The organism is Corallococcus sp. AS-1-6 (assembly GCF_020037015.1).
Taxonomy (GTDB): Bacteria; Myxococcota; Myxococcia; order Myxococcales; family Myxococcaceae; genus Corallococcus.
The window spans coordinates 39229-53351 of the sequence record NZ_JAIQDE010000010.1 but is presented as its reverse complement, the minus strand read 5'-3'; the positions used below and the strand labels follow the sequence as shown (position 1 = coordinate 53351).

Sequence of the window (14123 nt, the reverse complement as noted above, 5' to 3'; positions counted from 1 at the left end):
CACGCGCCCGCGGGACCGGAGACTGCTTGGACTACCAGGTGACGGCGTCGAGGTAGACCGTCCCCGTCCACGCGCCCGCCGTCTGGAACTCCACGCCCAGTTGGTACAGCGGGGTGGTGGAGCCAGAGGGCAGCTTCACGGTGATGGCGTTCCAGGCGCCGGCCTTCAGGCTGCTGACGTCGATCCAGTTGCCCGTCCAGCGCCAGTTCGCGGAGGCGCCCTCCAGGGTGTAGGGCTGGACGCCGGTGATCTTGCTGCCGGTGGGCAGCCACACCTGGAACGTCACCGTCTTGCCGGACGGCACGGCCGCGTTGGCCACGGCCACCGTGCCCTGGCCGGACGCGCCGTTGAAGGGCACGGCCAGCGAACGGGTGCCCGCGAAGGCCTTGGACGTCGTGCTGCTCACCGCCGACAGCGCGGCGCCGCTGGCGCTCCAGCCCTGCGCGCCGGACTCGAAGCCGTACTGCGACGGATCCGCCGGGGTGCCCGCGTCGGAGGCGCCGGTGCCGCCGTCGGGGCTCGTGCCGCCGTCAGGGGTGCCCGCGTCGACCGGCGGGGTGCCGGCGTCCACGGCGCCACCGTCGGTGGATCCGCCGCCGCCCGGCGGAGGGAGGGTGGTGCCGGCCGCCGGCAGGAGCAGCCCGCCCGCGTTGAGGAACGTGGCCGCGCGCGTCTTCAGGTACGGCTGGCCATCGGTGCCCAGGTCGTTCTGGTAGGAGCTCTGGCCGCCCGCGCCCGCGCCGTACAGCAGGGCGACGACGCCCACGTTGGCGAACTTGCGCCGGTGCGCATCCCCGCTCGCGCCGAAGAAGTACTCGGTGCGGTTGTCCTTGTAGCCCTGGCGCGGACCGCCGCTGTTGGTGATGTTGAGGTGGTTGGAGTTGCCCAGCGGGATCTGCCACAGCATCCAGCGCTTGCCGGAGGTCTGGTTCCACAGGCGCAGCCACTCCGCGTAGCGGTTGTAGGAGCGCGACGTGAGGGACGCCGAATCGCTCATGTCCCACATATGGTCGGCGCCCTGCGTGAGCCGGTAGAAGTCCGCGTCGCGGTCCAGCGGGTCGCCCACGAGCACGTCGTAGGTGGCGCCGGTGACGTTGGTGCCCAGGCCCAGCGGCTTGAGGAAGTTGACGACCTTGTCCACCTCCGGCTGGAGCGGATCCGTGAGCGAGTTGAACGCGATGTCCTTGCCGCTGGCCCACGCGGAGATGTGCAGGCCCAGCACGACGTTGTTCGCGCCCACGGCCTTGCGAAGCTGGAGGAACGCCAGGCTCCACCCCGCGACGGTGTTGGGCAGGCCCGCGAGCTCCGGCATCCCCGAGGAGGCGATGGCCGCGGGGGCGTTGGGGTTGGACGCCGTCTGGAACTGGAGGAAGCCGACCGCGTCCGGCTCCACGTGGAGGACGACCGGGCCGCCGTAGCTCTTCGCGCGCTGGAGGAGCAGCTTCACGTCCTCGAAGTAGCTGCGCATGGTGGAGGCGTTCTTCAGCTTCGCGAGCGTCTCCTGCTCGCCGCCGCCCGGCTCTCCGAAGAGCTGGTAGTAGGTGACGACGGGGACGTAGCCCTGCGCCTTCGTCTCCGTGAAGAAGCTGGCGGCCCAACTGCCGTCGCGGGCGCCATAGCCCCAGTTGTTCGCCCAGCCCTTGGTGAAGTAGCGGTAGCGCGCGTCCCACGGCACGTTGCTGTCCCGCATCCAGCTCTGGCCGGCCTCCTCGAAGAGGCCGACCATCAAGCGATTCTGGAAGGCCGGAGGCACGGGGCCCTGCACACCCGTGGCGGCCTGGGCGGACAGCGCCCCAAGACACGTCAGCGTCAGCAGCGCCGCGAAGGCGCGTCGAATGGTGTTGGTCATGGAGGCGCTAGTACGCTCAGGCGCCCCCAGTCCTTCCGTCGCGGGCCCGCCCCGCCCCTCGGCCGTCCGCTCATCGGACACGCCGCCGAGGGCTCCTTGCGGACGCTAGGCGACCGAGCTTCGGGCCACGGCGTCCTCGACGCGCCGCAGGCACGCGGTCAGGTGTCTCGCCAGGGTCTCGACGTTCGGCGGCTCGATCATCGTCTGGTGGTTGCCGGGCACGGGCAGCACCTCCAGTCCATGCCGCACGAGCTCCTGCCACGGCTGCTCCGGGTGCAGCGGGTGGGGCGGCACGTGGACCTGGGCCTTCAGGTACGTGGCCGCGCCCTCGTAGGGCACGGGCGCGTAGCTGAAGAGGGCGCGCATGTGGGCCTTCCACACGTCCAGGAAGATCTCCAGGTCGCGCAGCGAATACGAGTCCGGCACCGTCGCGCCCTCGCGGGCCTGCCGCAGCACCTCCTTCATCTGCTCATGCGGGGGCAGGGCGCGCAGGCGCTGGGCGAGCGTCGGGGTGTCATCGCCGAACATGGCCGCGAGCAGCGCGGCGTCGTCCTCGAACCGCGTGGGCATCTGGCCGGGGCCCGGCGTGTCGAGGAAAACGAGCAGCGCCGGGGGGATGCCCAGCTCGCGCATGCGCTGGGCCATCTCGTAGACGATGGTGCCGCCCATGGAGAGGCCCACGAGGTAGTGGGGCCCCTGGGGTTGCCACTGGAGCATGGCGCCCAGGTGGTGGGACGCGAGCACCTCGATGCTCGTGAGCGGCGGGCACTCGCCGTTCACGCCGGGAGCCTGGAAGCCGTACACCGTGCGGCCGGGACCGAGCGCACGCACGAGGTCCTGGTAGCAGAACACCGTGCCGCCCACCGGGTGCATGCACCACAGCGGCGGAAGGTCCGGGCGTCCCTCCTGGAGCCGCACGATGCCCTCCGGGAGCGTGGGCCCCTGCGTGGCCGCCGGTGCATCGGGCGTGAGCTTCGCCTGCAGCCACTGCGCGAGCGCCGCGACCGTCGGACTCTGGAAGAGGACCTGGAGCGGGACCTTGAACGGGAAGTGCTCCGACAGCTTGGACACGAGCTGCGCCGCGAGCAGCGAGTGGCCGCCCAGGTCGAAGAAGCTCGCGGTGACGCTGTGGACCGTGCGCCCCAGCACCTCCGCCCAGAGGTCCGCGAGCTGTTGTTCCAGCGGCGTGCGAGGCAGCACGCCGGCCTCCTCCGTCTCCGCGGCGTCGGAAGGACGGGGCAGCGCGCGGCGATCCACCTTGCCGTTCGCGTTGAGCGGCAGCGCGTCCAGCAGGACGAACGCGGAGGGGACCATGTGGCTGGGAAGCGAAGCCTGGACGTGGGCGCGCAGGTCGCTGGCCGTCACGGAGTCGCGGAAGGTGACGTAGGCGACCAGTCGCTTGTCGCCGGGCGAGTCCTCGCGCACGAGCACCAGCACCTCGCGCACGGCCGGGTGCTGGCGCAGCACGGCTTCGATTTCACCGGGCTCGATGCGGAAGCCACGCACCTTGACCTGGTGGTCGCGGCGTCCGACGAAGTCGAAGGCGCCGTCGTGGCGCTGACGGACGAGGTCGCCCGTGCGGTAGAGGCGGGCTCCCGGAGTGGAGGCGAAGGGGTGGGGGACGAAGGCGGACGCGGTGAGGTCGGGCCGCTCCCAGTAGCCCCAGGCGAGGCCATCCCCGCCGACGAACAGCTCACCGACGATGCCAGGTGCGACCGGGTGCAGGTGCGCGTCCAGCACGTACGCCGTGCTGTTGGAGAGCGGCCTGCCAATGGGCACCGTGCCTGAGACGGGCTTCGTGACGAGCTGCCACGTGCTGAACGTGGTGTTCTCCGTGGGGCCATAGACGTGCACCAACCTGCGAGGCCCGCCGTGTTCGAGCAGCCGGTTCACGCAGGCCGGGTCCGAGGCCTCGCCACCGAAGAGGAGCGTGGACAGGCCGTTGAAGGCCGTGGGCTCCATGCGGGTGACGTGGTTGAAGAGGGCCGTGGTGAGGAACAGCGCGGTGATGCGTTCGTCCCGCAGACCCCGGGCCAGCGTCGCGGGCTCGATGATGTCCTCCTTCGAGAACAGGACGAGCGTCGCGCCATTGAGCAGCGCGCCCCACACCTCGAAGGTCGAGGCGTCGAAGGACACCGTCGCGGCCTGGGCCACGCGGTCTTCAGGGCCGAAGGAGATGTAGTCCGGATCCATCACCAGCCGCATCACGGCCTGATGCGGGACGCAGACGCCCTTGGGCCGGCCCGTGGAGCCGGAGGTGTAGATGAGGTACGCGGGCTGCGCGGGATGGAAGCGCGTCGCGTCGTGGGGCGAGCCCGAACGCGCGGGGGCCTCCAACGCATCGATGTGGATGAATCCCACGCTGTCCGACGAGAAGCGGTTCGATGACGCCGTGCTCGTGATGATCCGATGCACCTTCGCATCGGAGATCATGAGCGCCAGGCGATCCACCGGGTAGTCCGGATCCAACGGCACGTAGGCGCCGCCCGCCTTGAGCACTGCGACCAGCGCCACGATGAGGTCGATGGAGCGAGGCAGGCACACGCCCACGCGAGGCGCATCCGGTCCAACGCCCTGCGCCTGGAGCGCCCACGCGAGCTGATTGGCGCGGGCGTCCAGCTCCGCGTAGGTGAGCGTCTGGGCACCATGGCGCACTGCGATGGCCTCCGGACGCGTGGACACCTGGGCTTCGAAGGACTGGGCCAGGGAGAGGTCCCTCGGATAGGGCCGGCCGGTGTCGTTCCAGGCCGTGAGGACCTGCTGGCGCTCGGCTTCGGACAGCCAGGGCAGGGCGTGGATGGCCGCGTCCGGCTGATGCAGCGCGCCTTCGAGGAGACGCCGGAAGTGGTCCGCCATCCGTTCGAGCGTGCGGGGTTCGAACAGGGAGGTCGCGTACTCGAACGTGCCGCTGAGGCCTTCCGCTGTTTCGGTCAGGGCCAGCGTGAGGTCGAACTTGGAGGTCGGGGTCTGAAGCTCCACCGCCTGGACCTGGAGGCCCGGGAGCTGGGGCGGCGTGCCGGGAGCGTTCTGCAAGGCGAACATCACCTGCACCAGCGGCCCGTGGCTCAGCGCGCGTTCGACGTGCAGCTCCTCGACGAGCTTCTCGAACGGAAGCTCCTGGTGCGCGTACGCCCCCAGGGCCCGGTCGCGCACTTGCCGCAGCACTTCACGGAAGGAAGCACCGTCGCGCAGGTGGGCCCGCAGGGGCAGCGTGTTGACGAAGAAGCCGATGAGGCCTTCCACCTCCTCACGCGTGCGGTTGGCGATGGGCGTGCCGACGATGAAGTCCCGCTGCCCGCTGTAGCGCGACAGCAGCAACTGGAAGCCCGCCATCAACGTCATGAACAGCGTGGCCCCTTCCTGGCGGCCCAGGCCCTCCAACGCTTCGAGTACGCTTCGCGGAAGGGTGAAGACGTGGGTGGAGCCCGCGAACTGCTGCACTGCTGGACGAGGATGGTCGGTGGGCAGCTCCAGGACGTGGGGCACGTCCGCCAGTTGCTGCTTCCAGAAGTCGAGCTGCCGCTGGAGCACGTCGCCCTGGAGCCACTGGCGCTGCCACGCCGCATGGTCCGCGTACTGCACGGGCAGGTCCGTCAGCTCCGAGGCCCGGCCCGCGTGCCGCGCTTCGTACTCGGCGGACAGCTCGCGGTAGAGCACGCCCATCGACCAGCCATCGGACACGATGTGGTGCAGGTTGATCAGCAGCACATGGTGTTCAGCGTCCTCGCGCACCAGGAGGGCACGGAACAGCGGGCCCTCCGCGAGGTCGAATGGCGTCTCCGCGTCCTCGCGCAACAGGGCTTCCGCTTCGTGCCTGGACGAGGCTTCGACCCGGCGAAGGGACACGGGCGACCGGGGCAGGATGCGCTGCGCGGGGACGCCCTCACCTGGGAACACTGTGCGCAGGGCTTCGTGCCGGTCCACCAGCGCCTGGAGGGCGTCCTCCATGGCGTCCACGTCCAGCGCTCCCTCCAGCCGCAGCGCCATGGGCATGTTGTACGCGGCCCGGTCCGAGTGGAACTGATTGAGGAACCAGAGCCGCTCCTGCGCGAAGGACAGGGGCGGCGGTCCTTCCCGGTGCCAGCTCCGGAGCGCGGGCACGGACAGCGACGAGTCCCGCGCGCGTCCTTCCAGTACGCGCGCCAGGGTTTCGATGGTGGGGAACTCGAAGAGGGTCCGCACGGGGACGGGAACGCCCAGCACCTGCGACGTCCGGGAGACGATGCGTGTGGCCAGCAACGAGTGTCCACCCAGGTCGAAGAAGTTCGCATCGACGGGGACATGGGCGCGGTTCAGCACCGCGCACCAGATGGCGCTCAACGTCTGCTCCAGCGCCGTCAGGGGCCGTGTGCCCGCCGAGGTCGGCACGTCGCCTTCGGGCACAGGCAGCGCGCGGCGGTCCACCTTGCCGTTCGCGTTGAGCGGCAGCGCGTCCAGCAGGACGAACGCGGAGGGGACCATGTGGCTGGGAAGTGAAGCCTGGACGTGGGCGCGCAGGTCGCTGGTCGTCACGGAGTCACGGAAGGTGACGTAGGCGACCAGTCGCTTGTCGCCGGGCGAGTCCTCGCGCACGAGCACCAGCACCTCGCGCACGGCCGGGTGCTGGCGCAGCACGGCTTCGATTTCACCGGGCTCGATGCGGAAGCCACGCACCTTGACCTGGTGGTCGCGGCGTCCGACGAAGTCGAAGGCGCCGTCGTGGCGCTGACGGACGAGGTCGCCCGTGCGGTAGAGGCGGGCTCCCGGAGTGGAGGCGAAGGGGTGGGGGACGAAGGCGGACGCGGTGAGGTCGGGCCGCTCCCAGTAGCCCCAGGCGAGGCCATCCCCGCCGACGAACAGCTCGCCGACGATGCCGGGTGCGACCGGGTGCAGGTGCGCGTCCAGCACGTACGCCGTGCTGTTGGAGACCGGGCGCCCGATGGGCACCGTCACCGCGTCAGGGTCGACGTGCGTCGGAGAGAACCACGTGCTGTACGCGGAGTTCTCCGTGGGCCCGTAGGCGTGAACGATGTGCTCCGGTGCGCTGTGGGAGAGGATGGCGCGGATGCAGGCCGGGTCCGCGGCCTCGCCACCGAACAGGAGCCACCGCAGGCCCTTCAGCAGCGACGGGTCCGTGCGCGCGACGTGGTTGAGGAGCGCCGTGGTCAGGAACAGCACCGTGATGCCCTCTTCACGGACCCGCCGCGAGAGCACCGTGGGCTCGATCACCTCTTCCTTGGACAGCAGGACCAGCGTCGCACCGTTGAGCAGCGCGCTCCACAGCTCGAACGTCGAGGCATCGAAGGCGACCGTGGACGTCTGGGCGATGCGGTCCTCGGGACGGAGCTGGATGAAGTCCGGGTCGAGCACCAGCCGGGCGACCCCCCGATGCGGGATGCACACGCCCTTGGGACGGCCCGTGGATCCGGACGTGTAGATGATGTGCGCCAGGTCATCGCCCGTGCACGCCTCCGGCGGCGCACGGCGTTCCAGACCCGCCGGGAGCGCATCCAGCCGCAACACCTTCCACGGTCCCGAGGGGACGTGATCCGCGAGCGCCGACGCGGTGACGACCGCGACGAGCCGCGCATCCGAGGCCATGAAGGCGATCCGGTCCGCCGGGTAGTCCGGGTCCAGCGGCACGTAGGCGCCACCGGCCTTGAGGATGGCGACGAGCGCCACGACGAGCTCGATGGAGCGTGACAGGCACACGCCGACACGCGGCGCATCCCGTCCGACCCCCTGAGCCTGGAGCGCCCACGCGAGCTGCTTGGCGCGAGCATCCAGCTCCGCGTAGGTGAGCGCATCCGAACCGTGTCGCACGGCGATGGCATCCGGGCGCGCGGCCACCTGCGCGTTGAAGGCACTCACCAGGGATGCGTCGCGCGGGTAGGGGCGCGCGGTGTCGTTCCACGACGCGAGGACCTGCTGGCGCTCGGCTTCGGACAGCCAGGGCAGGGTGTGGATGGCCGCATCGGGCCGGAGGAGCGCGCCTTCGAGCAGGCGGTGGAAGTGGCCCGCCATCCGCTCGATGGTACGGGGCTCGAACAGCGCGCTCGCGTATTCGAGGACGCCCGAGAGTCCGTCGCCGGTCTCCTCCAGCATCAAGCTGAGGTCGAACTTGGAGGTCTGGAGCGGCAGCTCCACCGCCTGGACCTGGAGGCCCGGAAGCTGGGGCAACGTGCCGGGAGCGTTCTGCAAGGCGAACATCACCTGCACCAGCGGTCCGTGGCTCAGGGCGCGTTCGACGTGCAGCTCCTCGACGAGCTTCTCGAACGGAAGCTCCTGATGCGCGTAAGCGCCCAGGGCCCGGTCGCGCACCTGCCGCAGCACTTCACGGAAGGAAGCACCGTCACGCAGGTGGGCCCGCAGGGGCAGCGTGTTGACGAAGAAGCCGATGAGGCCTTCCACCTCCTCACGCGTGCGGTTGGCGATGGGCGTGCCGACGATGAAGTCCCGCTGCCCGCTGTAGCGCGACAGCAGCAACTGGAATCCCGCCATCAACGTCATGAACAGCGTGGCGCCTTCCTCTCGGGACAGGGCCTCCAGCGAATGACGGAGCGCGGACGGCAGCGTGAAGCGGAACGTGGCGCCATCGAACCGCTGCACCGCGGGGCGAGGACGGTCGGTGGGCAGCTCCAGGACATGCGGCGCGTCCGCGAGCTGCTCCTTCCAGAAGCCGAGCTGTTCCTGGAGCACCTCGCCCTGGAGCCACTCGCGCTGCCACGCCGCGTAGTCCGCGTATTGCACGGGCAGCGGTGCCAGTCGCGGGGGCTGGCCCTGGATTCGCGCGCCGTACTCAGCGGACAGCTCGCGGTAGAGCACGCCCAGCGACCAACCATCGGACACGATGTGATGCAGGTTGAGCACCAACACCGAGCACGTGCCTTCGAGCTGGAGCAGCAGCGCCCGGAACAGCGGCCCCCGCGCGAGGTCGAAGGACCGGTCCGCTTCCTGCCGCAGCCGCGCCTGGACTCGCGAGTCGTCGGGCCCCCGCGCGTCGAGTCGCTGAACGTCCAACGTGAAGACAGGCGCCTCGGAGATGTGCTGCGTGGGGCGGTCGCCCTCCGGGAACGTGGTGCGAAGGGACTCGTGCCGCGACACGAGCGCCTCCAGGCTGGCGCGCAGCACCGGGACGTCCAGGGGGCCGTCCAGGCGCAGCGCCATGGGCATGTTGTAGACGCCGGGTGCGTCGTGGAGCCGGCCCAGGAACCACAGCCGCTCCTGCGCGAAGGACAGCGGAAGCGCTCCGGCCCCGCGAGGCACCACGGGGATGCGCGAGGCCTCCCTGTGCCCCTGCGCCAGCAGGCCCTCCACGGTCCGGACGAACGCCTCCAGGCGAGGTGCTTCGAAGAGAGCGCGCACGGGAAGTGACACGCCCAGCGCATCCCGCACGCGGGACACCACCTGCGTGGCCAGCAGCGAATGGCCGCCCAGGTCGAAGAAGTGGGAGTGCGCTCCGACCTCGCGTCCGCCCAGCAGCGAGGCCCAGATGCCCGCGATCCGCGCTTCGAGTGGACTCCGGGGCGCGATGAAGCCCTCGGTGCCGGAGGCTTCGGGAACGGGCAGCGCGCGCCGGTCGATCTTCCCGTTGGGCGTGAGGGGCAACGACTCCAGCACGACGAAGGCGGCGGGCACCATGTGGCTCGGGAGCCGTGCCTGGAGGAACTCGCGGAACACCGCGTCCGGGGTGTCGGTGGCCGCGACGTAGGCCACGAGCCTGCGGTCTCCCGGCGTGTCCTCGCGCAGCAGCACGAGTGCCTCCCGCGCGGCGGGGTGCTGCCGCAGGGCCGCTTCCACTTCGCCGGGTTCGATGCGGAAGCCCCGCAGCTTCACCTGATGATCGCGGCGGCCTACGTACTCCAGGACGCCGTCCGCGCGCTGCCGGACCAGGTCGCCCGTGCGATAGAGCCGGGCACCGGGCACGTCGCTGAACGGGTGGGGGATGAACTTCTCCGCCGTGAGGTCCGACCGGTCCCAATACCCGAGCGCCAGTCCGTCACCCCCGACGAACAGCTCCCCGACGACTCCAGGCGGCACCCACTGGAGCCGGGCATCGAGCACGTACGCCGTGCTGTTGGCGATCGGCCCACCGATGGGCACGGACTCGACGCCCACGTGCGGCACCCGGTGCCACGTGCTGAACGACGTGTTCTCCGTGGGGCCATAGCCGTTGATCAACGCCGTGGGGCCGCCGTGCGAGAGCACCGCGTTGACGCTGGCGACGTCCGCGGCCTCGCCGCCGAAGATCATCCAGGACAGGTGCCGGAAGGCCTCGGGCCGCGAGCGGGCGACATGGTTGAACAACGCCGTGGCCAGGACCATGTGCGTGACGCGCTCGTCCTCGAGCCTGCGCGCCAGGACGTCCGGGTCGATGATCTCGTCCTTGGTGAACAGGACCAGCGTGGCCCCGTTGAGCAGCGCGCCCCAGATCTCCAGCGTGGACAGGTCGAACGCGATGGTCGTGGACTGCGCCATCCGGTCGCCGGGGCCCAGGTGCACGTAGTCCGGGTTGAGCACCAGCCGCACCACGCCCTGATGCGGGATGCACACGCCCTTGGGACGGCCCGTGGATCCGGACGTGTAGATGATGTGCGCCAGGTCCACCGGCATCACGGGCTCGGCCGCCGGTGCTTCCACGGCATCCCACGGAACATCCAGGGACACGGGCGTCCATGACCCCGCGGGCAGCCCGGCCGCCAGCGCCTCATGCGTGACGATGGCGACCAGCCGCGCATCGGTGGCCATGAAGGCGAGCCGCTCGGAAGGGTGCTCGGGATCCAGCGGGACGTAGGCGCCGCCCGCCTTGAGGATGGCCAGGAGCGACACGATGAGGTCCACCGAGCGCGGCAGGCACACGCCCACCTGCGGCGTGCGCCGTCCCACCCCGAGCGTCCGCAGCCGCCGGGCCAGATGCTCCGCGCGCGTATCCAGCTCCGCGTACGTGAGCGTCACAGGCCCATGGCTCACGGCGATGGCCTCGGGCCGCCGCGCGACCTGGAGCGCGAAGGCGTCCACGATGGACAGCTCCGAAGGGTAGGGGCGCGCCGAAGCGTTCCAGTCGCGGAGCACCCGCCGCCGCTCCACCTCCGACAGGAACACGGCGTCTCCGATGGCTTGGTCCGGCGCCTCCACGAAGCACCGCAGCACCTGGAGGTAGTGCGCCGTGAAACGCTCGATGGTGGCCGTGTCGAATAGCGCCGTGGCGTATTCGAGCGTGCCCGCGAGCGCGTCACCGGACTCCTCCAGCGCGAGGAACAGGTCGAACTTGGACGTGCGCGTGTCGAGCGTCAGCGGGGTGACGGTGACGTCCGGGAACTGGAGCCGCGACGTGGGCGCGTTCTGGAGCGCGAACAGCACCTGGATGAGCGGCGTCCGGCTCGGCTCGCGTTCGACCTGGAGCGCCTCCACCAGCTTCTCGAACGGCAGGTGCTGATGGGCATACGCCCCCAGCGCGCGGTCGCGCACCTGTGCCAGCAACTGGAGGAACGACGGCTCCCCTTCGATGCGAGCGCGGATGGGCAGCGTGTTGACGAAGAAGCCGATGAGCCCCTCCAGCTCCTTCCGCGTGCGGTTGGCGATGGGCGTGCCCACCACGAAGTCCCGCTGGCCGCTGTAGCGAGACAGCAGCACCTGGAACCCGGTGAGCAGGACCATGAACAACGTGGCCCCTTCACGGCGCGCCAGCTCCTCCAGCGCCCGCTGGAGACGCGCCGGAACCGTGAAGCGATGGACGGCGCCCTCGAACCGCTGCACGGAGGGACGCGGCCGGTCGGTGGGCAGCTCCAGCACATGCGGCACGTCCGCGAGCTGCCGCTCCCAGAAGCCCAGCTCCCGCTGGAGCACGTCGCCCTGGAGCCACTGGCGCTGCCACGCCGCGTAGTCGGGATATTGGAGGGGCAGCGGCGCCAGCTCCCGAGCGAGGTACGCCGTGGACAGCTCCTGATACAGCACGCCGAAGGACCAGCCGTCGGAGACGATGTGGTGCAGGTTGAGCACCAGCACGTGCCGCCGCTCCGCTTCACGGATGAGCAGCGCACGGAACAACGGCCCTCGGGCCAGGTCGAACGGCCGCTCCGCTTCGCGCTGCATGCACGCGAGCGTCTCTTCCTCCGAGCCTGTCTCCGCGCGCTCCAGCGTCACGGGCAGGTGCGCGGCGACGTGCTGGATGGCGGCGCCTTCGCCAGGGAAGGTGGTTCGCAGGGACTCATGCCGGTCCACCATGGCCTGGAGCGCCTGCGCCAGCGCGGCCGTGTCCAGGAGCCCCTCCAGGCGGAACGCGAATGGCAGCGAATACAGCGCGGAGCCCGGCATCCACTGGTCCAGGAACCACAGCCGCTGCTGCGCGAACGACAGGTGTTCCCGTGCGGCATCCGTGCACGGAGGGATGGGCGCCTCGGCGCGCTCCGCCACCGGAGAGGCCACCTCCAGCGCGGCGGCGAAGTCCCGCAGGAGCGGGTTCGCGAACAGCAAGCGCAGCGGCACGGGACGCTGGAGCACGTCACACAGCCGGCCAATGGCCTGCGTGGCCAGGAGGGATTGCCCCCCCAACTCGAAGAAGTCCGCCGTGGCGCTGACCGCCTCCACGCGCAGCACATCCGCCCAGACCCGAGCGACGGTCCGCTCCAGCGCGGTCTCCGGCGCGACGAAGTCCTCCTCGGCCCCGGGGCAGTCGCGCGGATCCGGCAGCGCCTTGCGCTCCACCTTGCCGTTGGCCGTGAGCGGCATCGCGTCCAGGACGACGATGGCCGAAGGCAGCATGTGCGCGGGCAGGTGGCCCTTCAGGTGGGCCCGCAGCACCGGCGCCGTCAGGGGCTCCGACGCCGTCACGTACGCCACGAGCCTCCGGTCCCCGGGCACGTCCTCGCGCACCATCACCACGGCCTCCTGCACGGAGGGCCGCAGGCGCAGCGCCGCTTCGATCTCGCCAGGTTCGATGCGGAAGCCGCGCACCTTGACCTGGTGGTCCACGCGTCCCACGAAGTCCACCGCGCCGTCCTCGAGCCGCCGCGCGAGGTCTCCCGAGCGATACATGCGCGCGCCCGGCTCGGTGCTGAAGGGGTCCGGCAGGAACCGTTCGGCGGTGAGGTCCGGGCGCTCCCAGTAGCCCCACGCGACGCCGCTGCCCCCCGTGTACAGCTCGCCCACGGCGCCCACGGGCAGCTCGCGGCCCTCCGGGTCCAGCACGTACATCCGCGTGCCGGAGATGGCGTGGCCAATGGGCGCGGGCTCGGAGCCGAGCGGCGCGCGCAGGAGCTGGCAGCTCGTGAAGGTGGTGTTCTCCGTGGGGCCGTAGCAGTTGAAGATGCGCGTGTGCGGCAGGGCCTCCAGCGCCCGGCGCGCGTGGGGCAGCGACATCACCTCTCCGCCCGTGTAGAGCTGCCGCAGCGTCTGGGTGCCCGGCAGGCCCCGGTCCACCAGCGTGTTGAACAGGCCGGTGGTGAGGAACGCCGTCGTCACGCGCTCCTCGCGCAGGAAGTCTCCCAGCTCGTCCAGCGCGGCGGCCCCACGCGAGAACACCGCCACGCGACCGCCGTTGAGCAGCGGCCCCCAGAGCTCGAACGTGGACGCGTCGAAGGCCACCGGCGCCAACTGCAACAGCACCTCGTCCGGGCCCAGGTGCACGTAGTCCGCGCCGAGCACCAGCCGCAGCACGCCCCGGTGGGGCACGCACACGCCCTTGGGACGGCCCGTGGAGCCGGACGTGAAGACGACGTAGGCCAGGTCGTCCTCCACCACGTCGCGCGCGATGGGCCCGTCGCAGAAGGCAGCCAACGCGTCCGCGTCCGTGTCCAGCCGGAGCGTGCGCCAGTCCCCGGACGGCAGGTGTGACTCCAGCCCGGCGTGCGTGACGATGATCCGCACGCGCGAGTCCGTGGCCATGAAGGCCAGCCGCTCCGAGGGGTACTCCGGATCCAGCGGGACGTACGCACCGCCCGCCTTGAGGATGCCGACCAGCGTGACGATGAGGTCCACCGAGCGCGGCAGGCACACGCCCACCTGGGGCCGCTCGCGGCCCACGCCCCGCGCCTTCAACCAGCCCGCGAGCCGGTTCGCCCGCGCGTCCAGCTCCGCGTACGTGAGCTGCTGTCCGTCACAGCGGACGGCGACGGCGTGGGGACGGAGCGCGGCCTGGGCCTCGAAGGCATCAGCGATGCTTCGAGGAGCCAGACCCCGGGGAAACACGGGGACGTCGACGGTGTCGGTCATGTCGACGCGCCACCCCGACGAGAGGGGGTGTCAGTGCCGCCGCATTGGACACGGAAGCAATTGAAACAAGGGCGGCGCGTGACAC

2 protein-coding genes are annotated in these 14123 nt (G+C 70.8%); both read right to left on the bottom strand.

What is annotated here, in order from left to right; all coding sequences use genetic code 11:
• Window positions 1-31 precede the first annotated feature (31 nt).
• Entirely contained in the window at window positions 32-1849 is a 1818-nt protein-coding gene (locus tag K8612_RS15635) for a hypothetical protein (RefSeq protein WP_223762837.1), read from the bottom strand.
• 105 nt (window positions 1850-1954) lie between these two features.
• Window positions 1955-14038: a non-ribosomal peptide synthetase gene (locus K8612_RS15630; protein WP_223762836.1), complete on the bottom strand. Its 12084-nt coding sequence runs from the start codon at window positions 14036-14038 to the stop codon at window positions 1955-1957.
• Between the last annotated feature and the right edge of the window lie 85 nt (window positions 14039-14123).

Excerpts from the sequence above, each read along its gene's own strand:
- K8612_RS15630 (WP_223762836.1), bottom strand. The coding sequence starts at position 14,038 with ATGACCGACACCGTCGACGTCCCCGTGTTTCCCCGGGGTCTGGCTCCT.
- K8612_RS15635 (WP_223762837.1), bottom strand. The coding sequence starts at position 1,849 with ATGACCAACACCATTCGACGCGCCTTCGCGGCGCTGCTGACGCTGACG.